Genomic DNA, 23,662 nt, shown 5'->3' with positions numbered 1-23,662 from the left:
TTTATTTCTCAGAACGGGCGCTGCGCCGGGATCGCCAGTTCCGCCAGATAGGATTCATTGGTGATCCGTACCGCGTCTTTATCAATCCCGATAAACGCTTTCTGCCGCCAGCCGGAAAACAGACGGCTGAGTGTTTCATAGCGGACGCCTAATTTTGCGGCCAGTTGCCCGCGCGATAACGGCAGCACCACACAATCCGATTGCTGGCACCGTTTCAGATCCAGCAGATAGGCGGCCAGCCGCTGCTCCGCCGAGCTGGAGGTCAGCCAGTCGATATGGTTGATATTTTCATACAGCTTCAGGCTGAACCGCGACAATAACTGCGCCATAATGGCCGGACAGGCATGACACAGACGTAAAATCGCCTGTTTATCCAGCATCAGCGCGCTGCTGTCCGCTCTCGCCCGCAGGCTCATCGGGAAGCGGTTATGCGGCATAAAGACCGCGGCAATCGCCACCAGCTCACCCGCCGTAAACATACCGAACACTTTTTCCTCACCCGACCAGGTATGGCGGAAAACATCAATCTGCCCGCTGATGATCAGCGGACAGGCTTTTACCGTTTCACCTTCACGGCTGATCAGCTCCCCCGCCGCAAACTGACGATACGTACTGTCTGCCAGAACCAGCGCCAGAGCATCTTCCTCTGCCGCCTGAAATAACGGGCATGACCGGAGGATCGCCATTTGCTGTGCGGGGGCAAGGGTCTTTTTGACAAATGTCATAGGGTTTTCCTCTCAGTGCAGCCAGAATAAATGCAATTATAAATGATAACCAATCGCATTATCAATTTAATCATAAAATAAAAGGCGAATAACCTTATGATTAGTAATAGATTTGCATTACTCCCGGCGCTGATTTTTACCTGCACAACAGCAGCTTATGCCACAAAAGGTGCCGTACATTTCACCGATATGTCACAGCAGAAAATTGAACTGGCCGCCCCGGCAGAACGGATTGTGGTAATTCCCATTCCGGCTGCATCCATGCTGGTCAGTGTTGACGAAAGCAGTAAACGGCTCGCCGGTATGCATCCGTTTGCCGGTGTCGCAGCCCGCGACGGCATGCTCAGTGTGATGTTTCCGGATGTGCTCTCCGTACGCAGTGATATGGTGGGAAATGATTTTGCCCCGAATATTGAAGCGCTGCTCTCCGTTAATCCGGATCTGGTCTGGCAGTGGGGACACCGGGGCGATGACATTATCACGCCGATGCGCAACGCCGGTCTGACGGTCGCCACGCTGGATTACGGCAAAGAAGCCTATACACAGGAATGGTTAACGCTGATGGGGAAAACCCTCGGCAAAGAAACCAAAACAGCTGACCTGATCGCCTGGCGTAAACAGGTGATCAATCAGCTGGAAAACAGCGTTGCTGCCATTCCGGAAGACAAACAGCCGCGTGTGCTCTATCTGTCCCATTTTAAACAAAGCATTCAGACTTTCGGTGCCACCTCTCATAACAATGCCGATTTTGCACTCGCCGGTGGTGTCAGCCTCAACCGTGATCTGACCGGGCCGCGTACCCTGAATATCGAACAGATTCTGGTGTGGGACCCGGACATTATCCTGCTGGGAAATTTTGAAGCCGGACTGGCTCCCGCTGATATCTATAACAACCCGATGCTCAGTGATGTGACTGCGGTAAAAAACAAACGTGTCTATAAACTGCCGATCGGCGGTTTTATCTGGGATGCGCCGAATCAGGAAACACCGCTGTACTGGCAGTGGCTGTCTCAGATTTTCCATCCGGAAACAGCATCGTTTCCGCTGCGGGAAGAGATCCGCAAACGCTATCTGCAACTCTACGGCTACTCCCTCACTGAGGCAGAAACAGACCGTATTCTGCAACTCGGCCTGAACCGGGATGGCCGTGATTACCTGACACTGATGGGACGTCCGTGATGCGAAACGTTCGTTTGCAATGGTGCCTGCTGTCCGCCCTGTTATTGCTGACCATACTGCTTGCTCTGTGCGCCGGGCGTTATGCGGTTTCTGTTACAGCCGTTTTGCAGATCCTGGCGGATACGCTGTCCGGTCGCAGTCCGTCTGCGGAGTACAGCCGCACGGCTGAAAATGTGGTGCTGTATGTCCGTTTACCGCGCATTCTGATTGCCGGACTGGCCGGTGCCGGGCTCGCCGTTGCCGGAGCCGCATTGCAGGGCATCTTCCGCAACCCGCTGGTCGGGCCGCAGATTATCGGCGTTTCATCCGGTGCGGCACTGGGCGGTGCGCTGGCTCTGCTGCTTTTTTCCTCCCTGTTTATCACCATCAGTTTTGCCTTTCTCGGCGGCCTGCTGGCGATTGTACTGGTCTTTCTGCTGGGACTGAACCGGCACGGCAGCAGCCTGCTGATGCTGATCCTCGCGGGCGTTATTATTAATGCTTTTTTTGCCGCACTGATCTCGCTGATCACCTATTTTGCTGATCCGAATAATACCCTGCAAACCATCGTCTTCTGGCTGATGGGAAGTTTTGCCACCGCAACCTATCTGAAAGTCAGTGTATTGCTGCCGGTTGTTATCATTGCAGGCGGGATTATTTTTGCTCTGCGCTTCCGTATCAATGTGCTGTCGCTCGGCGAAGAAAATGCTCAGGCGCTGGGACTGCCGGTCACGGCAACCCGCTGGACTATACTTATCTGTGTGACGCTTATCACCAGTGCCACCGTTGCCGTTTCCGGCACCATCGGCTGGGTCGGGCTGATTATCCCGCATATCGCGCGGTTAATCAGCGGACATGACCATCGCGTCCTTTTGCCCGCCAGTGCCCTGACCGGCGCAATTTACCTGATCGCGGTCGATACCCTGGCGCGCAGTATGACCAGCGCGGAAATTCCGCTGAGTGTCATCACCGCACTGATCGGGGCTCCTGTTTTCGCCCTGCTCATTCACTCCATGAATAAAAAGGTGGCCGACCTGTGATCCATGTTAATCAGCTCAGTTACCACACCGGCAAACGCCCGTTATTTGACGGACTCACGTTCCGTCAGCCAGCGGGAAGCATCGCCGCGGTTCTCGGCCCGAACGGCCGCGGGAAAACAACACTGCTGCGTCTGTTGCTCAATCTTCAGAAAGGGGCAAAGGGTGATGTACAGCTCAATGCTCCGGCCGCTTATGTCCCGCAGCTCAGCGGTGCACTGTTTAATTACTCTGTCCGCACGATGGTCAGCCTCGGCCGCATCCGTCATCTGCCCTGGTATGCATCCCCCTCCCGGCGTGACCATGACATCACAGAGCAGGCGATGGCCGACCTCGGATTAACCCAGTTTGCGGACACCTCATTTAACCTGCTCAGCGGTGGTGAAAAGCAAATGGTGATGATTGCCCGCGCCCTGGCCGGTGAACCGGAAATTCTGATTCTGGATGAACCGACTTCCGCACTGGATCTGGCTAACCAGGACACCGTTCTCTCCGTTCTGAAAATGCTGGCCGCCGAGCGCGGTAAAACCATCTTATTTACCAGTCATTACCCGCAGCATGCCCTGCATATTGCGGATTATTCATTGTTACTGTTTGACGGCACACAGGCGCAGTTTGGCCGGACATCCGCACTGCTGACTGAAGAGAATCTGGGAACGCTGTATCAGCTTCCGGTTTCCGTTGTGCCGGTTAACCACCGGCAGCGGCAGACCTGCGGGGTTATCCCCCTGTTCCGCTGAACCTATTTATTACCTGATTAACCATAAGGATACACATTATGAGCAATAACACGATTACCCCGGCAGAAGCATTAGTGATCGCAGACCTGGTGAACTACACCGAACAGGGTATTTCCAGCCGGGTTCTCGCCAAAAACGGCGGCGGCAATATCACTCTGTTTGCCTTTGATAAAGGCCAGGCACTCTCTGAACACAGCGCCCCGTTTGATGCCATTGTGATGATTGCTGAAGGCTCACTGATCCTGACCATTGCCGGAAAACCGGTAACAGCAAAACCCGGAGATATTGTCCGCATGCCGGCCAATATCCCTCATGCCGTGGATGCGCCGGAGCAGGCAAAAATGCTGCTGGTGATGTTACGTGAACCGGAAAACAAACAGGACTGAATGATGGAAAGCACACACACCGGCCATGAAGCCGGACACAAATTTCTGGCTCGTCTGGGTAAAAAACGTCTGCGTCCGGGAGGCCGTACCGCCACCGAATGGCTGCTGACACACAGCGGATTGCAGGCGGACAGCCGTGTTCTGGAGATCGCCTGTAACATGGGTACCACCGCGATTGAAATCGCACAGCGTTTTCAGTGTCATATTACCGGTATTGATATGGATAAACAGGCACTTGCCAATGCCCGGAAAAATATCCTCGATAACGGTTTATCCCATCTCATTACAGTACAGGAAGCGGATGCCTCAAAGCTGCCGTTCCCGGATAATCACTTTGATGTGGTGATCAATGAAGCCATGCTGACCATGTATGCGGATAAAGCCAAAGCCCGTCTGTTACAGGAATATCTGCGGGTGCTGAAACCCGGCGGACGGCTGCTGACCCACGATATTGCGCTGACAGAACGCCGGGAGGATGAGTGTGTCACACAGGATATGCAGGCTGCCATTCATGTCAAAGCACAGCCGATGCTGAGTGATGACTGGCTGGCACTGTTTCTCAATGCCGGTTTCCGTGATGTGATCCGTTCTGAAGGCGCGATGACACTGATGACCCCCAAAGGCATGCTGCACGATGAGGGTCTTTCCGGCACCCTGAAAATTATCCGTAACGCCCTGAAAAAAGAGAACCGCCCGCAGTTTTTACAGATGTTCCGCCATTTCCGGCAGAACCGCGACAGACTGCGGTATATTGCGGTTGTCAGTACAAAATAATAAGCAGTGAATAATGTCGTGAATATGTCGTAAAAATGAAAACCACCGGATTTGTTGAGTCCGGTGGTTTTGCATAAATTACCTGTTTAAAACATCAACAGCTTGTTTATCACCGTCACCATCAACTTTTTTAATGAAAGAATGTAACCCTAATCGATCGCCTGTGCAGCACTAACCTGTATTTTCATTATTCGACTTCAAGGTCGTAGCTATTTCCGGCCTCATCTTCCGCGACTAAAACACCGTAATCATCCCACTCAACATCCACATCAACCTCTTCACCTTCGGTATTTGTAATCACACCACTTCCGTATTTACCCTGAATATCAATATTTCCTTCAACACTGTTCCCGTTATCGTCCGTTCCGGAGACATCATAATTATAACCATAGGGATCACCGTCATAACGGTAGTTATACAGATACTCATCGGCAAAAGCGCCGCCGGTTACTAACATTAATACAACGCAGAAAACTATCGTTTTCATATAAACCTGTCTGTAATTAAATCAAAAAATCAGTTTGTTGCATAAATACTTAATGAATTAAGCAGGTCCGCATCAATATACACGTTACCGGGTAAATTATTTGCACTTCTGTAACGGGTAATGGCATCGCGTGTTTGTGGTCCCATCACACCGTCGATGTTTCCTGCAAAATAATGGCGTTCAAATAATGCATACTGAACCCGCATAATCAGCCGTTTACGTTGTTCTGTCGTCGTCGTGGTCTGATTAATATTCTGAGAAAAATCCCGTCTGCCTGTATTCCCGGCAGCTCTTTGCGATGAATTTCCTGACGGAGCTGAATACGCTGGTGAGGAATATACCGGGGATGAACGGTAATACCCGCCACCTGAAGATGAACGGTGTGAACTGTGACTGCTGTGACTCCGGTGTGAACTGTGGCTCCGGTGTCCGGCGATATAAAGAGGTGTTTCCGTATTAAGCGGTGAAAACACCAGATCCTCAGGTAAAAGAGAACCGGCACTATCCGGCAACACAACCGGTTCAGCAATCGCCTGCTGACTCAGCATAAAAAAACCGGGAAATAAGGCAGCTAAATTCCATTTTTTCATAAAAAAGCCCTCGGTAACTGATGATATTTTCCGTAAGAAGAGCTGAAATAACCACCACATTCATCCATTTTCCTGCATCCGTTACACGCCGGAGGGTAGTAGTTTTTCCAGTCTGAAATAGATTGTACACTATAAGGCCACAACGTTTCCGGTATATGGCACAAGGGATAATTAAATAATACTATTGGCAATTGGCATCTTTCGGCTGTTTGTACCGCAGCTGACAAATCATCCTTATATCTCTCCGGTTCCTGATACAGTTTTTTCCAGTTTTTCCGTGCCCATCCCTGAGCCTCCAGATTCATTACCGATATCTGATTTATATTAGAAAAAACCCGGCCTGCCATTTCTGTTACAGCATTTAGATCCCGTAAATTCAAACTCACCGGAATAAACCTTAATTCAATATTAATCCCGAAATTTCCGGCATTAATCATTCCGCTGACTGTTTCACGGAAAGAACCGGGACTTCCCGTTATTTCATCATGCCTTTCTGCTGATACTGAATAAAGCGGGATACCAAATGATACTGACATGCCATCCAGTACAGCTGCTATTTTTTTTGTAAAATCAAAATCGCTGAATGCCCTGCCATTCGTGAGAATATGCAGCGGGGTATCCGGACTATACTCTTTGATATGCTGTAAGAACTCAATAAATTGGTTACCATAAAGCAATGGCTCTCCGCCACTGATGCCGATTAATTTTTTTGATTTAAACGCGATTATTGCCTTTGATGCAACATTTAACAGCCAGTCATCATTATCTTTTTTTGGTGGCTGAGAACAAAAAAGACAGAGGTTATTACAACGTTCTGTTACCAGCAGGGTATTATGATTTGCTTTCCCTGACAGAATTATTCGCATCTTTTTATTATTAACAGATACAATGTCGCCATTTTCAATACTATCATACAAAACAGGATCAATAATACAATATACCGCGCCTGTCATATCACAATGTTTATCCGGACTATCAGAAACAATAATATTGTCAAAGTGAAATTCAGGTGAAGATAGCTTATTTTTATAGAGCTGATAGTAACCGGAAGGAATGCTATCCGCTGACTCAAATGTATCCTTTCTTTTTACTTCACACATAAGACCACCCTTTCAGCAATTTTTCTTCATATGAATCCTGACTCATTCCGGATATCAGCAGGTCAAACATTCCTTTATGATAACGGCAAAAACGGGATAAACTTTTATTACCTACCGGCTCACCAAACAAACTGATATTCTGACAAGGATCCACACCACAAAATGGCTGATATGCACAGGTCTCACACCCTGCCTGTACCATATTAAACGAGTTACTTAACAGATGAGGATAGATAGCATTAGCCCGGAATGAGAGCTCATTAATGCTGCCTATTGAAAAATCGATTTCCGGATAAACCTTTTGCAGCATTCTGCTTTCATCACTGCCATACAGTTTACCATCATAGTTAAACAGTAAGCTGTTAAATACTAAACCACCCGGTGACTTCAGATCTGCATAACCGCAAAATAATGGATTATACAAGCGCTTGATATGAATAGCTGCTGAATGCTCGGTAAACCTAACTCCTGATTGATTGCAGTCAACGATAATGTCCAGTAGTTTTCTGTAAAAAATAAGATATTCGTCCATTGAATATTCATCTTTCTTTTCTGCAAATCCATAAGGGCTGACCGGCCGGATGAATAAATCATAAATACCCAGTTCTTTATGTACATCCAGAATAGCTTCCGGCTGAGATATTAATGATTTTGTGACTGTAGTTATTGTCGCAACTTTATCTTTTCCTATACTATCCTGAAGTTTCTTTATATTATTCACAGCAAGCGCGTACGAGTTTCCTGATGGTAATATTCTATTTTTATTATGTACTAATTCATTTCCATCCAATGAAACTGAATAGTAAACTGCTTTATCCGCAGACCAATTAATCATCTCATCATTGAGTAATGACAGGCTTGTTGCGATAATGAGTTCAAAATTACCTTCACCCACCTGAGATAACGCTTCCTGATATATTTTCTCTATTAAATCAAAACGCAGCAGGGGTTCTCCCCCTTGTATTTCAATCTTATAGGGTGCCGGAGATAATTTTTTTATTAATGATATTATTACCGGAATATTCTCTTCTTTCAGATCCATATTTTTTGCACTTAATGATGCCCTGCTGACCTGGCAATATTTACAGGTATGATCACAGCGCAGTGTCGGGACTATCATAAAAATGGGTGCAAACTTCATTTCTGCGGACATTTTTTTTCCCAATGCCGCAGCAAGCACCTTTTCTGCCGTCACAAGGTCATCACTAATAAAAAATTTTTCTTCCAGGCTTCGATTTATATCACTGTTTTTTGTTTTACCATGATCAATAAGCTCATTCAGTGAACTCTCATCAATTACCGATGAAAAACCTGCTAAGTTACTGATAAAAAATTGATTATCATTAATGCGATTAAAATTAAACGGCAAAAGATTCACTTTGATAACCTCGCATCAATACTTACCAGTACCTTATTTATAATTGATTCTCTTATCAGTTTTGTTTTCCGCTCTGCTTTCTCGCGTAATAAATAATCATTAAGCAGTCGCTCAAATGTAAAAACTAACTCATCGTTACTATTTTTTAGTGTAACTTCAAAAAAATCGTCATTCTCTTTAAGATGCCATTCTGACTCTGAAGAAATCCAATATAATGATTGTCTTATGACCGATTCAGAGTATTTTTTCTTATTCAGAATCATTATTTTCATCATAATTATCCATGCAATATTTTTCCTGAATATATCGTATGAAGATGAATTTCTCAAATATTGAAAATAAAACAGAATATAGACTACCGGAAGTTGCTTATATAAAAAACCAGATCTATCGAAAAACGCTCGCGTCAAAAACACAATAACTACATATTATTATTTTATCAAAATAAAAATCTTATTCTTTAATAATACCGGGGTAATCATCTATAATGAGTCTTCACTCTGATGTGGCAGTTAAAATCAGGTCGGTGAATAATGGTGAATAATTTATTTCTGCGTTATATTATTCCGGCGGGGTAGATATCCGGAATAATATTACACAAATCCGTTAAAACCCGCCTTCCGGCTTATTCAGAATAAGGAATATCAAAAAGTTAAAGTGCGATAATGTGATTTAAGAGTACGCAAAATAACAAAACCTTACCGCAAGCCTAATTCCGATGTGTATGCATTCTGAGTTGGTTTGCGGTATTTTTTTGCCCCACCCATGCCCCATTCATCTACTGATAAGATGAAAGTAATGTCTCTTTCGCTTTCAGGTCAATGATACAGAGATTAAGGAGCCTGGTATTCTCATCAGCCCGCTGAGCTTCACGCCCATACTTTTCAAGTGTGCTTCGTAGTTGTCGAGAAAGTTCACCGGCTTTGTCTCTCTCAGTTCTGCAGGTATCGGCGTGCCCGGGATCTGCAGCTTCTGCTTTCTCGGTACTGGTTGGCTGCTGCATGCGGTCAAAATGATTAAGCACCCGATCAAGCAGAGCCTCTGTGCGTATCGTATCACTCTTTTTTCCATCCTGATATTCCCCAATGCTTACCTGCTGCCGGTCGTCTGCCTCCCGGCGCAGTTCGATATTTGTGGCCACATCTTTCTCATCCTGCTGCTGACCGGCGATCTTCCCTTTCATTTGGCGGTTGTCATGCAGGGTACTGCTGACCCACCAGCCAGCTGCGAAAGAGACAGCCAGAGCGATCAGTGCAATGGCTATGTTTTTCATCACAGAAGTACCCAGGCGCGTTCGAACACGTCATCAACGTATGGTTGCTGGCCGTTTTCGACAGCCACAATCGCTTTAGCCATTGCGAGTGACGTGTCTTTGTCATATAGATTTAAACAGTCGTGACGGCCAAAGCCGGTTTCTTTACAGACCCGTTTAATGTAGTTCTCTGTGTGGTTGTTATCACCAGACGGCGCCCACCGCTCAATGATTTCTTCCACCGTGTCGATCTTGCCGCAGCCGATACCGGGCTTTCCCTGATACTTTGAGTACGTTTGCAGGAGCTTCATCAGCGCACGAATACCGAACTCGGCAGAGATAAATGCACAAAATTTACTATCCGGCTGTGTCTCTGCAAGTCCCTGCCACTTTGAATTACTGTGACGGATATTCCCGGGGTTGTTATTCCGGATCCCCCGCGCACCCGTATTAACGAAACCATCCTTAAAGATTTTTTGTTTAACCTGTTCCGGCATAAATCACCCCGCTTTAAAAAATGACATGACATTGCCGCGATACACCAGCACCGCAGCACAGATAAGAAGATTTGAAATCACGCTGGTGATATCAGCGTGATAGACAGGATCAAAGTAGGCCCGCACCGGCACACTCGCGGAATAAGAGAGAATGAGCCAGGCTATCCATGCCCCTTTTGCGCAGTGCTGCCGGCCGTTTCGTCTGAACGAAAACACCCGGACAAAAATCACTGAGCAGATGACGGCATTCAGAATGATCAATGCTTTCTCAAACATCATTGCCTCCTTGCGGACTGTCCGCTTTTCGGTACGCTTTAATGCTCAGCTTCACCGACAGTAATGCAGATACAAAAGCGCCCACGGCGTCGATGCTATCGATGCTGTAGACGTCAGGTGGGATCTCAAATATCTTGGTTACTTTGATGAACATTGCTGCTGCCGGACTGAAAAACAGCAGACCTGAAATGAAGCTGACCAGTGCCAGTATCGACCGGCGCAGCAGTGTATATTCAGTGGCAGCGATGATGAAGTAGATAGCCCCCATCAGGGACCCCATCACCACTTCGGCAGGAAACCCGGCAAAGTAGCTGAAGAACGCAGCAAGGCTGAGCGTGGTTTTTACAGAGAGGTCTTCATGCATTGCGTAGCACCATGATTATTAAATAACCATGATGCTACAGCATAACAAAGATAAACAAAAACCATTATATGGATTATTGCCCTACCCAATCTTAGTCGTTGTCACTGAAAATTCATATTCCACGATGGCATCACCCGCAATACGATTAAACATTCCGACATGACCAGATGTAGCAACCGATGGTATGAATGATGGAGAGTTAACCCGGCCATCATCTGATTGAACAATATATGAATATTTACTATTGGCTAAATTTGAATACACCCACACACTGAATCCTTTGTATTCAAATGTCGGGTTGTTTGTATTAATTTCACCGCCAAGAAGTGACCAGTCTGTTGGCTCCCCCTTGTTCCATGTACCTATTGCCAGTCTTCCGTCAGAAGCGCATCCAACAAGCACACCAGCATTCAGCAGAGGGTCATAATTAAGAGCGGTATAGCAATTTTTTCTCATCCCCTTTCCTGCTCTGAATTTACCAATAAAACTTCCGGGGTTGAGATATGCATCTGCGGTTTTGGAGAATTGAGTCCCTGACATAATATCAGTAATTATTTCATCACTAATATTTTTAGGGCTGCCCATTAGCAATTCAGGTTTTATCATATTTCCGACCACAGATAGGCGCACATTCGGTATTGAAACGCCATCGCTATACACATTGCCAAATTTCAGACTTGGGTAAAACGCCTGCTCAGGGCGGCCGCCATATGTGATTGTTATTTTATTGAGTCCTTTTCTCATCTGTCCGCAATACGTACTGAGCGTTTTTTCCTTACCAAAATATTGCGATGCGGCGTAGCCAAATAACACGCGGGTAAAACTGTTAATTAAATCATTCCTGTCTTTGTGCGCTCCTGATGAAGGCAGCGTTATTCCGACAGGGCTTTCCACCGTGATATGTGTTGCGTCAACCATAGCCCGGGTATGTGAATTCCAGGGCTCAAGAACAGTAAGAGACACCCCGTCATTCTCGCAGTAAACAAGTGTAGTGAATGTGACGTTCTCATTTGGGCTCGTCACGCTCGGGAGGTATTTCATTTTCTCCAGCGCCGGTGTCCCGCCAACAGAAGAATATTTTGGCTTAAGAGACAACCCTGATGGATAAGTGATTGCGCTCCAGTAACGGTCTACAGCCACACTGTTAACAACATCTCCGGGCTGCACATGTCTTACATACTTCTCACCGAGAGTCTGCATAAACATCGCATCGCCCATGCTCATTTGCCCCAGCTCCTGCGGGTGAACATCATCCCATGTTTTATCACCTTTGACGTAGTACAGTTTCTGACTGTACATGTTTATATTACTGTTTTCCGTCAGAGTTTCACCGAGGTCATAGTATTCAATCCCGAGTCTGCCGCACATTTCTTTCTTGGTGGCGCGTTCAAATCCGATCCGGTTAGGGTCATTGTCATTTACGGTGACAATCGCCACAGCGCAGCCATAGCCCCACGCCTTCCGCACAAACATATCTATCTGATCACGGTAAGTATCAATATCAGTAAATGCATCATTCCAGCCCATAGCAAGAAGGCAAAGCTCAGGTGGTTTACTGCCATAGGCTTCATTACCAAAAAATCCGTAATCAAAATTTCGGTAACCCCAGCCGTCAGACAATTTAGCCCCAGACAGCGATGCGTTATACACCTGGAATATCGGAGTCGTGCCGTAACGTGATTGCACCGTATTAAGCAGCATCATCCAGTGCGCAGCCCATGAATGAGACCCGCCATTATCAGAGTGATTGTAATTCACCGGTGATTTAAGATTACGCGCGGCCGTTCCGTCTGTCGCCGGTGAGCTCCAGTCTTGTTTTCCCCACGCCCCATCAGTAATAGAATCACCAACGATGCCGATTGTCGTGAGTGACTGATCGCGAATCCCACGATACAGCGCACCTGAAAATGACTTTTTATTACCATTTGTCGCCTGGCCGATATCAAAAATAATATCATTTCCGTACCACTGATTTTTCACTATCAACTTCCCTTCACCGACAAATTTTCGCACATCGTCAGGAGGAAGAAAGTTAACCCGGATAGTAACCCCGTCAGGAATGTAAATCTTGCCAGGGTATGAAAATGCAACATCACGGTTATCGGTAGTATCATCAAACACGATCCCAGGGACGTAATAAACGGACTCAGCACCCGGGTATTTAAACCGACCGGCAACTATCTCTTTGCGAAGAGCAGCATCACCTACGCTCACCCATGCACCGATTCCGACACCACCAGAATTTTCCGGTGTTGAACCTTCAATAACAATTTTAGGTAAATCACCATCCCAGCGGTAATATTCACCGTTGCTCTCCCACTGCAACGCCTGGTATCTGGATGTTATCTCAGCACCCTTTTCAAAAGAGTCTACAAATATGTAACCCAATGCACCCGTTTCCGCCGGGTCAAATAACGCAGGCATCCCATTCCCATCAAACCCGAGTTGTTTATTTCTCCTGGCCAGAGAATTTGGTATAGGCTGAATCTCTTTATCTGTGACACGCAGAGTGCGGCTATATTTTGTTTCAAGTTTGCTGTTTAGTGTGCCGAGATCAACAGCGTCACCGTCTCTTACCGGCTTTCCGAGGTTGGAAATTTTATTGCCTTTAGCATCGTAGTGGTCGGAAATAAAACTCGGCTTACGCAGGCACAGCGACAGATAACCCAACAACTTCTGGATCAGCATGGTGAGGTAGTCGAAAGCATCCTCATGCACTTCTGCAAAGAATTTCCCCTGGTTGCGCAGGTCAGTTTCCTGAACGGCCGGCAGGTCACGGGCAATACCTATTTTCCAGCCGGTTGCCAGTGGCATTTTTAAAATTACCTTTCCGCCACGGTATGAACCAACACCGCGCAGTATGTAGTCAGTACCGTTAGTAAGGATGCGCTCTGCTCCATCTGGGTCTGCTACGGACACAACGAGGTGCTCTGCTTTAAAAACACGGAAACGGAAGTCGAAATCAGTGGTGACACCGTTACCGGTGTACTCTTCATGGCTAAGTTCGGTCGATACGGTCATGGCTTTTTCTCCTGGTCAATACTGACAGGATAGCCAAAACAAACCATATAAGGAATAATGGTTTTATTTTTATGTAAAATATAAACAAAAACATGAACAAATTACTTTCACATCGATATGATAACAAAGGCAATAATGCACAATAAAGGAATCGGAAATGAAACAGAAATATGTGTATCAATCGCCTGAAGACTATGCAGAAAAAGTAAATAACAATGACGGAATTAAACAGCTTACCATCACATCGATGATCGAGGAGTTACTGAGGGAGATGGGTCAGGATGGTCATGATGTATCAGGGCCGATGACAGAGCTGGTGGCGCTGAAAAACTACGTTACGCATACGGAGAAGCAAAAGGAGACCGTGCGGACTGGGCTGGAATTTGCATTATCTGCACTGAAAAAGTGATCTGGTATTGATAATTAACACCGGTCAATCCGGTGTTTTTGGTGCAACTATTGCAATCTATTCACCAAGCATAGCTATTATTTTTTCTGATATTGTGTTTAATGATTCAGTTAGTCTTATTTTGCATATTGGAGAAAACCCAGCTCTTGACACATAGTCCTTATTAATAGAATGTATATTCTCATCCTTTAAATCCATAGGCACACTTCTTAATTTACCCTCACCTTCAACAACCAAATCAATATACTCTTTCCCTGTTTCTTTTTTATTCGACTCTCTCGTTGATACATATACGCTAGAAAAAACCTCATGTTTTTCAAATTGGCTTTCATCAACAACGCAAACACTAACACCTTTATTAGATAGTTGATCAACTAAAATCCCAGGATAATAGCAACCACTATAGGTGCTTTTGATTATCACAACATCATATCTATCTTTTTCTTTTTCGTTTATATATTCCGGAGTAAGCGTGGATTTATCAAAAATAAGCTCAGACAGTTGTATAAGAGATTCATTAACTACACTTCCAGAATAGAATGTCGTTGGCTGTTCAATTAACCCATAATTCATTAATATACTGTAGTTCATAGAGAAAAACCCAGCTACCTTTTTAACTATGGCGTCCTCAAACGATTCTCTATTTTTATACCCGGATAAGTCATACATTTTTGATATATAGTAATACCTCATAAGCTGAATGGATGAAAGAGTCATCTTATTTAAAATATAGAGATAGCTTTTCTTATCTGAAACTGAATAATCCTTATCACTAATACTTATTATAAAATTGGCATAATAATCGATTTTATCATTTTCCATATCTTTCATGACGAAATTCATTAGCATTTCTGCGTACTCAGGCCCTAAAGCTATGAGCATATTTGGATTATCTTCATGATTTATCCCATAGAAAAACCTCAGAAGACGCTGCATTTCATTATTATCTGAGTATTTATTAAAATCAGAATAAAGCTGAGTAATCTTATCTCCATATGGAATAAGTGATGTTAAATTTCTTGCCGTGCTTTTTACAAATGAAGATAAATTACTTTTGATATTTTTATTTATTTCTTTTTCAATATCAGACTCGTTTGTATTGTTGCTCACGACAATCTCCAACAGTTAATATTTTTTAACATGATAATCCATTCCCACCACAAACCCCACCCTTAAAATCGTTTATCCTCCAATTTCCCCTTCCAAAAACATAACCAAATTGGTATATTTACAACCCCCAAATTATGCGCCATAGTGAATATGCACCAGCAAAATCTGGTGCTGGGATTGACCTCCTGCTAAATACTAATAGGCGCATACACCGCGCGAGCGGTTTTTTTATATGCGAAGCACAACCACATCTTTTCAATGGTGGGCTGTACGGGGGCGTCGAAAGATGCGCCAGTATCCTATTAGGCTGGTAAGGTCAACCCTGTACAGTTCACCACCCAACGATTGACCTCGTAAGTGGTGATATTCCAAACTAATAGGAGTATTCATCATGACTAACGTCAGTATTTCCGTATCTAAACTCCCATCTATTATTCACAATAGCGTCCCTGTGATCACCACAGACCTTCTGGCTGATGTCTATGAGACTGAAAGCAAAAACATACACATGAATTACTCAAGAAATAATCAGAGATTTATTGCTGGTAAGCATTTCTTTAAACTGGAACGTACTGAATTAAAAGAATTTAAAAACAGACCCACTAATTGTGGGTCTGTCGCAAAGCAGGCTCGCAGCTTAATCCTCTGGACCGAACGCGGCGCTGCCCGTCATGCCAAAATGCTGGACACCGATCGCGCCTGGGATGTATTTGAGATTCTGGAAGACAACTACTTCACCAAATACCGCGGCACTGGCCGGATCAATAAATCATTACCGCGCAATGCATCTACCGAGGAACTGCTGGCGCTGGTGGATCAGCTGCAACGTACCATTCATGAAGGTGAGTTCATCCCTGCCGGGCAGGTAGCGCAGGAATACAGCTTCCCGAAAACAAAGAAGTCACGTTCTCAGATCCTCAATGACTTCCTCCGGTCGCCGGAAGACGACACGCTCCACCAGCTTCTGGCCTACCTGAAACGGGACGGCCACAACGTGGAAGAAGCAGAGCGCGTCCTGATGTGGCTCCGCGACTATATGCGCGATATGGGTAAAACCATCAACACCATCATTACCCATGCTCAGTACATCGAACACGCTGTCAGTAAGTTATAATGTGATCGGGCACCGGTTTAGGCCGGTGCCATATATCATTTTATTGTCTCATTAGTACCTGATGTATAAAGAAATTCATTTACCTTTTCTTGATACTCATCAATCTCTCTGATCTCTTTTCCTGATGGAGAAACCAAGGAGTAAACATCATACGACCCGCCACCCTTTTTATATTTATGCTTATTAGCGATAAGATAACCTTGATACTTACCCTGTTGGATTACATAAAATGTATTTCCGCTGGTAATGAATTCAATATCATCTACTTCAACAGGAATGTTATCTAAAACATTAATTATATGATTCCATGATAATTTGTGTATAGCACCAGACACAGCCCATGCATTAGATATAAAGTATATTTCGTTATTTTTTTGTGAAAAAGAAACTGACCTTATTCCGGTAATGCTCTTTTTCAAATCACTATTTGGCATGTCACCTAAAATTTTTATATTGCCCTTCGGTGTTCCAAGCATGAGAAATGAACCAAGCGGAGAGGTTGCAGAAAAAACAACCATTTCTTTATTGATTACACTGAAACTATTAATATCTAATTGCCTAAGTTTAGCTATTCCATCAACATAATCTACATCGTTCAAGCATAGGTTGTTGCCGCTAATGTGAAAGCCTGAGTCCTTAGATAGTGAGCAACTGGCAGATAATGCATACGGAGCACATGCTAGCCCAAGTACCAGCGCTGCTATTGTTATTTTCATTTACTTTACCTATTTCATCTGTTCTTCAACCTGATTCAGCAATGGTGCCAAATAAAACAGGTTCTGGAAAGGCAATAACTTGCGTACAGATCTCACTTCGCGATCATCAAATTCACCATTCAGTACACCAGCAGTGATATTTTTGATATCGCCGCCCAGGTCGAATGTCGGCCCCAGCAATGCGCCGATACCGTTACGGCTCTGGTAACGTGATGCTGGTGGGCCGCCAAACATAGCGCTCATGCCGTAAGTACCACCGCTGAGGTTTTCCAGTACGTTGTTCGGCTCCCCCAGCCAGCCCATCATGCCTGACCAGTCCAGCCCCTCTTTCACCAGGTTGGCAGGATCTGTGTTTATTTCCCGTCCGGCCATCATGGATTTCAGCACGTAGACCAATGACCCCAGCCCGACCTGCAATAACGCGCCGTAATAAAACGAGGCATCACCGGACTGAATACCTGATACCAGTGCGCGGTTATGGGTGGCAAAGAAGAAGGTTTTAAACTGCATCACGATTTTACCCAACTCACTGCTCATCATCAGCGGTGTATCACCGATGCCCGGCGTGATTACCGTGGTGCGGACGTCTTTCAGTATTGCTGATTGGAACGCCTCACGTACAACGCGGTCATCCCACAAATGACTGTGACCTGTCAGCATCCCGCCAAGATCCTCACCATGGCTGCTGTACTGGTCTGCAATGCGGTGCAGCATGGATTCATCAATACCAATATGTGCCAGCTTGGTGATCTCTTTTTTGCTGAGTTTTTTACCACCCGCAACGGCCTTAGCCGCGTTCAGCACTTTGGATTGAGTGATAAGCCCAGACCACATTTTCATGGTATCGGTGTACTGGTTCATCAGCGTAAAGTTGCCAAACTTCTGTGATGACCATTCCAGCCCGCGTTCCAGGAATGACCGTCGGCTGTACGGGTCATTCAGATCGGCTATCACTTTTGATCGGCTGGATAATGCATATTCCAGCCCTATTCCCATCTCCCGCAGGTCGGCCTTAGCGATACGCATCTTACTGATGTCCGTCATCATCTTACCGAGTGGTTTCAGTGCCGAACGTAGGCCATGCTGCATAATCGGACGTGCCATATCCGGCAATGATGAAATAGTCATACCGCCCAGCAGGCGCAGGAAGTTAACGTGACGCGCCACACGACCGGCACGGACAAAGAAACTGGCCGGATCTTTTGGTGCGCCGTAGGTTCCCAGCAGGCGATCGCGCATTGCCCGGATATCCCGTAAATCCGCATCACGGCGTTTTTCCAGCTTCGCCCGCTCTTTTGGTGTGGCGGCCTCTGATATCAGGCGGTTGTAATCTTCCGTAATGGATTTTATCTGGCCGTCCATATCAACACGGCCAAATCGTTTTGTCAGTTCGATTTCCGGGGCCACCTGGCGGATGTAGTTTTCCATCACGTAATTCACATCCGATTCCAGGAAATCTTTTATCCGTTCGTCGGGGATGTTAAGGGTACGGGCTTTTGTGAAACCGGCGTGTTTTGTCAGTCCGTCCGGGATCAGCTCACCAGGAACAATACCTGCCGGTGCGCCGATGATTTTATTGATGATGTCGTCAGCTGCTGCCTCAAGCTCTTCACGGGCCATTGGCTCCATGCGGCGCATAGCTGCCTGACGGCGGCGGTCAAAGCGGGTCAGTGAATTGGCATGGCGCGCGAGTTTGGTGTGTTCATTGCGGAACTGACGCGGTTTATCCAGGATCTCAAGGTGTCTCTGTAGCTTCGGCAATGTCTGCTTTGCGCTGTCAATTGCAGACAACTTTCTTTCCAGTTGCGCCTGGCGCTTTGCCTGTTTCTTTGTCTGCTTCTCCAATCCTCTCAGAGCGCTGAGTTCATCAGTAACCGCCTGCTTTTCACCGATCAGCCGGATATTTTTATCGACCTCTGACAGCAGTTCTGTTTTTTTACCGGACCAGCTTTCCGCTCCGCGGATTTCAGCACCGAGTTTATCGGCTGCCGGCCGGGCATTTTCCGCGCGTTCGATACCGGCAACCGCTTTATCAAGGCTGCCCTGCGCTTTGTTAACAGCAATCTGATTTGTTTCACCTAACCAGTCAGCGATAACCTTTTTAAACTCAGATCGGTCACTGAGTATTTTGTCGAATTTATAAATGCGCGGGAAATAGCTTTCTGCTGTGGTGACTTTTACACCTTCGCGCAGAATACCTAATTCCACCATGTGATTTTTTGTCTGCTCAACGATAGGACGGATTGCGCGCGCAGCTTCCGCTACCTGTGGTATGGCATGCTGATCACCATTACGCATAGCGTCACCCACTGCTTCGCTGAACTCAATATGACTCATACGGGTATCGCCACCGGTACGGGCGGCCTGCTTATACTGTTTGTAATAGTCGCGGGTGGACTCGACCTGTTTATAGATCAGCGCATCAAAGCGGCGTACAGCAGTCTCCACCGCACCGAACGAGGCGATCCCCTCTTCGTTTTTTGCATAGGTGAAATTATTTTCAGCCAGCTGCTGGTTAACCTGCCTGGCGATTTTTGACGGTGACTGTGCAACGCGGCCCACCGGGCTGACATTCATTGTTCTGTTAACAAATGACGGTCCCTTTATCGCTTCCTGCTCCAGCGTGGTATTGAATACCTCAGCGGCACCAATGCTTCTGTCTCCGGGAATATTATTTGGAATATTTTGTGGCTGAGTTTGTTGTTCACCGATCACATCATTACGGAACTTAGCAGCCAGCGCGCCACGGTTTTTAACCAACTGAATTGCAGATCCCATCACGCCGCCCAGGGTGGCATCAAATGCAACGTTAAGCGCACTCTCCGTCAGTGTCCGTGTTTCCTGTGTTGCACTGAGAGCCGTTTCTGACAGCACTCCGGCACCGGCGTTTGATAGCGCCAACGTTCCGGCTGTTCTGGCAACACTACCACCCCGCACCGCCAGCCCACCGGGGATAAAAGTCGCTGCCACGTTTATCGGGTCAATCACCCCCATCGCCACACTGCTGAAAAATCCAGCTGCACCCGATTCATTCCGTAATGTTATATCCTGCATCTGACGATTGATGCGCTGTTTTATAGCGGACGTCTCCTGCGGGGATTGTGAATGAATAAACGCATCGGCGTAATCCTCGTAGCCAACCAAGGTATTTTCATCTTCAAACGGATTATAGCCCTCGACCGCTTCAAACTGGTTAAATGGTATGGTGGCAATCAGGCTGCCGACAGAGTTATCAATCCGGAAGGACGCTTCGCGTAACTGCTTAACTTCGTTTCTGTCATCAAATGGGTTTAATGGCGAGTACCACGATAAATCATCGTGATCACCATACCTTGGTTCAGGTTGCTGTATAGCGTTTACGTCAGCAGGCAGGATGCGTTCCGGTTCCATCTCATAGATCGGCATTATCTTTTACCCCATGAAAAATAGTTACTCAGGTTATTAACGCGTTTGTCGTGAGCGTCTTTATATTGTTCACGAAGCGCATCACGGCGCTCATCGTTGGCTTTATCCGCCTCCGCTTTACGTTCCAGACGCTGGCGCTCTGCTGCCGCATCTTTAATGCTCTGCTCTTTTTCTTTCATGATTTCACGGTACATCGGTGATGTTGCCTGATCCGGCTTAAAGCGAACCAGTTGCCCGTTGTCACCATAGTATGGAAGGTAAATTGGTACATCGTCACTACCAGTTTGTTTAACCATTACGCCATAACTAAGATCACGTGGAGTAACAGCATCCGGTACCAGAACGATTTCTGCATCTTCCGGCAGCCCGCCGAATACTTTTGATGCCAGCTGTTTTTTATCCTCTTCCCATTGACCCTGAATCCAATTACCAGCGCCTGATGACGTAATGCCATAAGCAGCTTCCGGCGCGTATTTCATTATTTCTTCTTTGCCGTTTACCGAAGTAACACCCCAGGTCTTTTTCACCTGAGCATCCGTTATTTTCTGAGCCAGTTTTGCGTCACCACCGGTTTCGGCGAAGTTGGCATCATAAAGCGTCTGGTAATCCCGCAGGTATTCACGGTTATTGATGCCAGGTTTATCCACTCCCGGGGATGAGAACCCGCCAAGCGTATAGAAGTTATTGATATTTGCCTGTGCCGCTTTATCTCGGCCTTTCATGTAATCTTTGTCACGCACCTGTGCTGCGATCATCTGCTTAGTACGGTCATCCTGCTCATAAGTCAGTCGGTACGCTGTTTCTACTGCCTTATCTTCAGGCATCCCGGCGCGGTTAAGTTCGTACACTTTGGTGTAATAAGCCATGGTTGAGGATGGCATATCAGTTGCTGCTGCCGGGTTATTATCAAAAATCTGCCCGTACATTTTAGCAATCGGCAGAACCACTTCCGGATCCTTGGATGTTGCACCGGTATTAAAGATTGTTTTCACCTGAGACGGAATAATACCGGTGCGCGATGAGAGTTCAGCAACAGCATTCAGGCTGTTTTCATCACGCAGACTGAAACCGGATTGCAGGTTTTTTTCGAAGTAATTATCCGCCGCCTCCTGGTTGTTTTTGTCTGTAGGATCCAGCGGAAAGTTATTCTGTATGGAAAGCTCCAGGCGGTTTGCAGAAAAGGTTTTTTCCTGTGCCTTAATGTTGCTGTCAACAAATTTACCGAAACGCTCCCAGCGCTGCATGCTGCTGGCATAATTAGGTTGTGACGGGTCTGGTTTTATCTGCTCCAGCAATGAACGCTGAGCCTGTGACGTCATATCTTTCGCAGCCGAAATAAGCCCGGCATAGCGTTTCGCCTCCTGCATATCAGTCAGCATCCTGGTGCCTTTATCGTAGCCAAAGGCTGCCATGACTTCACCCGCTGACGGTGCGCCTGGTGCATCCAGTCCGTTTTCCCACGCAGCATAGGCATCTGCCATTCTGGTACCGAGTTCTTCCTGTGCTTTTTGCTGACGCTGTTTGTCCATCTGCTCAGCCTGGCGCAGATATTTCGCCTGGTCTGATTGGTCGAGTGCATCGAATGCCGCGGATCCGGTGAGGCGCTTTGGAACCTGTAGCGGCTGGCCACCGGATGCTGGCTGCGCCGTCTGCGATAAATCCACCAGCCCAAGTGCAGCCTGAATGCCGTTCGAGATATCATCACCTGAAATTTTATTAAACTCGCTCTGCCCGTTCTCTTTAATCATGATCGCCATTGAGAGGCGTGTCAGTGTGTTCAGATCCGTTAAATCAAGGCGGGTGTCACGCGGGACATTGAGATATTCAGAGACAAACTTAATATACCCCTCAGTGTCATTATCATCTTCCGGCGGTGCCCAGCGGGTGATTATCTGTTCCGGTGTGACATACCCCTGACGGGCATATGACAGCAGGTTACGCCCGGTTGCCCGGATGCCGTGTGCCGGTGTAGCGAAGGTAACGAACGCACCGTCATTGCCTGTCTGGCCTACCCATACATCTTTTGATTTACGAATATTGCCGGGGTTATTGTTGCGGACGCCGCGGGCGTTGCCGTTGCTGCCACCCTGAACGTATAACTGCTCCTGCTGGTTATGCAGCTGCTCAGCATATGCTGTGGCATCATCCGGGTTATCAAAAATACCTAGGTGTTTGCCGGTTTTTTCATACAGCGCAATGGCTTCATCATCGGTCAGCAATTTACCGTCGTCACTTACTGTCGGCAGCAGCACTTCCCCCTCATCGGTACCGACAGATATCGTTCTTACTGTGCTGACAGATCCGTCTTCGTTCTGCACTTTCGGGCGATTCATCAGATTGATGTTGCCATGCTGCGTCATGCCTTTTACAGATCCGACATCACCACCATAGTATTCCGATGCACGGCTAACACCGCCAAGGCTGGACGGTTCACCGTTCTGCTGCATGAACTGCATATAGTCCGCGCCGATCTGGTTCTCAATGGCTTTGCGGGCAGTACTGGTTTTAAATTCCTGCTTTTTAGCCAGGATCTGCTCATCACTCCAGCCGTGGGACAGTCCGAAGTCTTCTATCTGCTGAAACACCTGCTTATTGGTTGAGACATACGCCTGATTATCACCGTACTGCGTGGCGGCTGTTTCCGCATTCAGCGTCAGCGTAGATTGGAACTGATCGGTTTCGTATGACTGTATCTGCCCCATCTCATGCTTATTGGCCTGACTGCCGAACTGTAAGCGCATTTCATGCGCCTGCTGCATGAAGTGTCCGCGCGCATTATCGTCCGGCAGCGTGGCCGCAATCTCTCCGGCGAAGGAATCAAACTGACTCTGGTACTCTGCCGCTTTACCTATGGCGTTTTTACCCTGCTGCGCCAGCAGGCCGTTCTGCGGATCAGTCATCAGTTCATTGGCTTTCTGGCGCAGCTGTAACGCTGCGTCCTGCGACAACGCCACATTAGCGCGCTGCTTTGCCTCAGCAAAAGCATTGATATACTGATCACTGGCCTGTGCCAGCCCGGCACCAAAGTGCTCAGGTGATGACTGTGCGCTGAATCCGTTGGCTGGCAACGGGCTGCTGCTGACCTGTCTTTCGTTATAGGTTGGTACTGTCGGCATAGCGCCC

At 46.8% G+C, this 23,662-nt stretch carries 21 protein-coding genes and 1 pseudogene; 7 read left to right on the top strand and 15 right to left on the bottom strand.

Going from position 1 to position 23,662, the window contains the following annotated elements; translation table 11 throughout:
* Nucleotides 1-8: 8 nt before the first annotated feature.
* Complete coding sequence (locus tag AAZR23_RS05040; RefSeq protein ID WP_046892165.1) at nucleotides 9-725, bottom strand: Crp/Fnr family transcriptional regulator; 717 nt, start codon at nucleotides 723-725, stop codon at nucleotides 9-11.
* Nucleotides 726-821: 96 nt separating this feature from the next.
* Between AAZR23_RS05040 and AAZR23_RS05035 the strand changes: the two genes are divergently transcribed.
* Genes AAZR23_RS05035 through AAZR23_RS05015 form a run of 5 tightly spaced genes read left to right on the top strand, consistent with a single transcriptional unit; the run spans nucleotide 822 to nucleotide 4,820 of the window.
* Nucleotides 822-1,904 carry an ABC transporter substrate-binding protein gene (locus tag AAZR23_RS05035; RefSeq protein ID WP_314048486.1) on the top strand — a complete coding sequence of 361 codons (1,083 nt, stop codon included), beginning with the start codon at nucleotides 822-824 and terminating at the stop codon, nucleotides 1,902-1,904.
* A complete protein-coding gene (locus AAZR23_RS05030; protein ID WP_046892653.1) occupies nucleotides 1,904-2,923 on the top strand; it encodes a FecCD family ABC transporter permease in 1,020 nt (339 codons plus the stop codon). The genes AAZR23_RS05035 and AAZR23_RS05030 overlap by 1 nt, the downstream gene beginning before the upstream one ends.
* Nucleotides 2,920-3,660, top strand: a complete 741-nt coding sequence (locus AAZR23_RS05025; RefSeq protein ID WP_434690978.1) for an ABC transporter ATP-binding protein — start codon at nucleotides 2,920-2,922, stop codon at nucleotides 3,658-3,660. Before AAZR23_RS05030 ends, AAZR23_RS05025 begins: the two co-directional genes overlap by 4 nt.
* 38 nt (nucleotides 3,661-3,698) lie before the next feature.
* Nucleotides 3,699-4,046, top strand: a complete 348-nt coding sequence (locus AAZR23_RS05020; RefSeq protein WP_054426332.1) for a cupin domain-containing protein — start codon at nucleotides 3,699-3,701, stop codon at nucleotides 4,044-4,046.
* A 3-nt stretch (nucleotides 4,047-4,049) separates the two neighbouring features.
* Nucleotides 4,050-4,820 carry a class I SAM-dependent methyltransferase gene (locus AAZR23_RS05015; protein WP_080947966.1) on the top strand — a complete coding sequence of 257 codons (771 nt, stop codon included), beginning with the start codon at nucleotides 4,050-4,052 and terminating at the stop codon, nucleotides 4,818-4,820.
* Between the two features lie 187 nt (nucleotides 4,821-5,007).
* On the opposite strand, the gene AAZR23_RS05010 is transcribed toward AAZR23_RS05015, so the two are convergent.
* From AAZR23_RS05010 to AAZR23_RS04965, 10 genes are all read right to left on the bottom strand, one after another.
* Nucleotides 5,008-5,307, bottom strand: a complete 300-nt coding sequence (locus AAZR23_RS05010) for a hypothetical protein (protein WP_166707741.1) — start codon at nucleotides 5,305-5,307, stop codon at nucleotides 5,008-5,010.
* A 29-nt stretch (nucleotides 5,308-5,336) separates the two neighbouring features.
* On the bottom strand, nucleotides 5,337-5,897 hold the full coding sequence (gene hxsA / locus AAZR23_RS05005; protein ID WP_107679092.1) for a His-Xaa-Ser repeat protein HxsA: 561 nt from the start codon (nucleotides 5,895-5,897) through the stop codon (nucleotides 5,337-5,339).
* On the bottom strand, nucleotides 5,894-6,997 hold the full coding sequence (gene hxsC / locus AAZR23_RS05000) for a His-Xaa-Ser system radical SAM maturase HxsC (RefSeq protein WP_434690973.1): 1,104 nt from the start codon (nucleotides 6,995-6,997) through the stop codon (nucleotides 5,894-5,896). Before hxsC ends, hxsA begins: the two co-directional genes overlap by 4 nt.
* Entirely contained in the window at nucleotides 6,990-8,375 is a 1,386-nt protein-coding gene (hxsB, locus tag AAZR23_RS04995) for a His-Xaa-Ser system radical SAM maturase HxsB (RefSeq protein WP_434690970.1), read from the bottom strand. The genes hxsC and hxsB overlap by 8 nt, the downstream gene beginning before the upstream one ends.
* Nucleotides 8,372-8,650, bottom strand: coding sequence for a His-Xaa-Ser system protein HxsD (hxsD, locus tag AAZR23_RS04990; RefSeq protein WP_243846785.1), 279 nt, complete (start codon nucleotides 8,648-8,650; stop codon nucleotides 8,372-8,374). The genes hxsB and hxsD overlap by 4 nt, the downstream gene beginning before the upstream one ends.
* A gap of 503 nt (nucleotides 8,651-9,153) precedes the next feature.
* A complete protein-coding gene (locus AAZR23_RS04985; protein WP_434690967.1) occupies nucleotides 9,154-9,648 on the bottom strand; it encodes a hypothetical protein in 495 nt (164 codons plus the stop codon).
* Nucleotides 9,648-10,124 carry a structural protein gene (locus AAZR23_RS04980; RefSeq protein ID WP_434690965.1) on the bottom strand — a complete coding sequence of 159 codons (477 nt, stop codon included), beginning with the start codon at nucleotides 10,122-10,124 and terminating at the stop codon, nucleotides 9,648-9,650. Before AAZR23_RS04980 ends, AAZR23_RS04985 begins: the two co-directional genes overlap by 1 nt.
* 3 nt (nucleotides 10,125-10,127) lie before the next feature.
* Entirely contained in the window at nucleotides 10,128-10,403 is a 276-nt protein-coding gene (locus tag AAZR23_RS04975) for a phage holin family protein (RefSeq protein WP_434690962.1), read from the bottom strand.
* Nucleotides 10,393-10,764, bottom strand: a complete 372-nt coding sequence (locus AAZR23_RS04970; protein ID WP_434690961.1) for a putative holin — start codon at nucleotides 10,762-10,764, stop codon at nucleotides 10,393-10,395. The genes AAZR23_RS04975 and AAZR23_RS04970 overlap by 11 nt, the downstream gene beginning before the upstream one ends.
* Nucleotides 10,765-10,845: 81 nt before the next feature.
* Nucleotides 10,846-13,785 (bottom strand): hypothetical protein, encoded by a 2,940-nt coding sequence (locus AAZR23_RS04965; protein WP_434690958.1) that lies wholly within the window; start codon nucleotides 13,783-13,785, stop codon nucleotides 10,846-10,848.
* A gap of 157 nt (nucleotides 13,786-13,942) precedes the next feature.
* On the opposite strand from AAZR23_RS04965, the gene AAZR23_RS04960 reads away from it, so the two are divergent.
* Entirely contained in the window at nucleotides 13,943-14,194 is a 252-nt protein-coding gene (locus AAZR23_RS04960) for a hypothetical protein (RefSeq protein WP_434690956.1), read from the top strand.
* A 57-nt stretch (nucleotides 14,195-14,251) separates the two neighbouring features.
* On the opposite strand, the gene AAZR23_RS04955 is transcribed toward AAZR23_RS04960, so the two are convergent.
* Entirely contained in the window at nucleotides 14,252-15,304 is a 1,053-nt protein-coding gene (locus AAZR23_RS04955; RefSeq protein ID WP_434690953.1) for a hypothetical protein, read from the bottom strand.
* A 391-nt stretch (nucleotides 15,305-15,695) separates the two neighbouring features.
* Between AAZR23_RS04955 and AAZR23_RS04950 the strand changes: the two are divergent.
* Nucleotides 15,696-16,046: pseudogene (locus AAZR23_RS04950) on the top strand (ORF6N domain-containing protein); the annotation flags it as partial.
* Between the two features lie 407 nt (nucleotides 16,047-16,453).
* On the opposite strand, the gene AAZR23_RS04945 reads toward AAZR23_RS04950, so the two are convergent.
* From AAZR23_RS04945 to AAZR23_RS04935, 3 genes are read right to left on the bottom strand one after another with little or no spacing between them, the layout of a single operon-like run.
* Nucleotides 16,454-17,134: a hypothetical protein gene (locus AAZR23_RS04945; protein WP_434690951.1), complete on the bottom strand. Its 681-nt coding sequence runs from the start codon at nucleotides 17,132-17,134 to the stop codon at nucleotides 16,454-16,456.
* Nucleotides 17,135-17,143: 9 nt separating this feature from the next.
* Nucleotides 17,144-20,539 (bottom strand): hypothetical protein, encoded by a 3,396-nt coding sequence (locus AAZR23_RS04940; protein ID WP_434690949.1) that lies wholly within the window; start codon nucleotides 20,537-20,539, stop codon nucleotides 17,144-17,146.
* The gene (locus AAZR23_RS04935) at nucleotides 20,539-23,655 is read right to left on the bottom strand and encodes a hypothetical protein (RefSeq protein WP_434690947.1); all 3,117 of its coding nucleotides are present in this window, start codon (nucleotides 23,653-23,655) and stop codon (nucleotides 20,539-20,541) included. Before AAZR23_RS04935 ends, AAZR23_RS04940 begins: the two co-directional genes overlap by 1 nt.
* Nucleotides 23,656-23,662: the final 7 nt, after the last annotated feature.

This window comes from Morganella sp. Je.2.23, from assembly GCF_051129855.1.
Lineage (GTDB): Bacteria > Pseudomonadota > Gammaproteobacteria > Enterobacterales > Enterobacteriaceae > Morganella > Morganella sibonii.
The sequence above is the reverse complement of the archived record's forward strand: the minus strand, read 5'-3'. Positions and strand labels throughout refer to the sequence as shown.

Coding starts and splice junctions, on each gene's coding strand:
- AAZR23_RS05040 (WP_046892165.1), bottom strand. CDS start 725: ATGACATTTGTCAAAAAGACCCTTGCCCCCGCACAGCAAATGGCGATC.
- AAZR23_RS05035 (WP_314048486.1), top strand. CDS start 822: ATGATTAGTAATAGATTTGCATTACTCCCGGCGCTGATTTTTACCTGC.
- AAZR23_RS05030 (WP_046892653.1), top strand. CDS start 1,904: ATGCGAAACGTTCGTTTGCAATGGTGCCTGCTGTCCGCCCTGTTATTG.
- AAZR23_RS05020 (WP_054426332.1), top strand. CDS start 3,699: ATGAGCAATAACACGATTACCCCGGCAGAAGCATTAGTGATCGCAGAC.
- AAZR23_RS05015 (WP_080947966.1), top strand. CDS start 4,050: ATGGAAAGCACACACACCGGCCATGAAGCCGGACACAAATTTCTGGCT.
- AAZR23_RS05010 (WP_166707741.1), bottom strand. CDS start 5,307: ATGAAAACGATAGTTTTCTGCGTTGTATTAATGTTAGTAACCGGCGGC.
- hxsA (WP_107679092.1), bottom strand. CDS start 5,897: ATGAAAAAATGGAATTTAGCTGCCTTATTTCCCGGTTTTTTTATGCTG.
- hxsC (WP_434690973.1), bottom strand. CDS start 6,997: ATGTGTGAAGTAAAAAGAAAGGATACATTTGAGTCAGCGGATAGCATT.
- hxsD (WP_243846785.1), bottom strand. CDS start 8,650: ATGATGAAAATAATGATTCTGAATAAGAAAAAATACTCTGAATCGGTC.
- AAZR23_RS04985 (WP_434690967.1), bottom strand. CDS start 9,648: ATGAAAAACATAGCCATTGCACTGATCGCTCTGGCTGTCTCTTTCGCA.
- AAZR23_RS04980 (WP_434690965.1), bottom strand. CDS start 10,124: ATGCCGGAACAGGTTAAACAAAAAATCTTTAAGGATGGTTTCGTTAAT.
- AAZR23_RS04975 (WP_434690962.1), bottom strand. CDS start 10,403: ATGATGTTTGAGAAAGCATTGATCATTCTGAATGCCGTCATCTGCTCA.
- AAZR23_RS04970 (WP_434690961.1), bottom strand. CDS start 10,764: ATGCATGAAGACCTCTCTGTAAAAACCACGCTCAGCCTTGCTGCGTTC.
- AAZR23_RS04965 (WP_434690958.1), bottom strand. CDS start 13,785: ATGACCGTATCGACCGAACTTAGCCATGAAGAGTACACCGGTAACGGT.
- AAZR23_RS04960 (WP_434690956.1), top strand. CDS start 13,943: ATGAAACAGAAATATGTGTATCAATCGCCTGAAGACTATGCAGAAAAA.
- AAZR23_RS04945 (WP_434690951.1), bottom strand. CDS start 17,134: ATGAAAATAACAATAGCAGCGCTGGTACTTGGGCTAGCATGTGCTCCG.
- AAZR23_RS04940 (WP_434690949.1), bottom strand. CDS start 20,539: ATGCCGATCTATGAGATGGAACCGGAACGCATCCTGCCTGCTGACGTA.
- AAZR23_RS04935 (WP_434690947.1), bottom strand. CDS start 23,655: ATGCCGACAGTACCAACCTATAACGAAAGACAGGTCAGCAGCAGCCCG.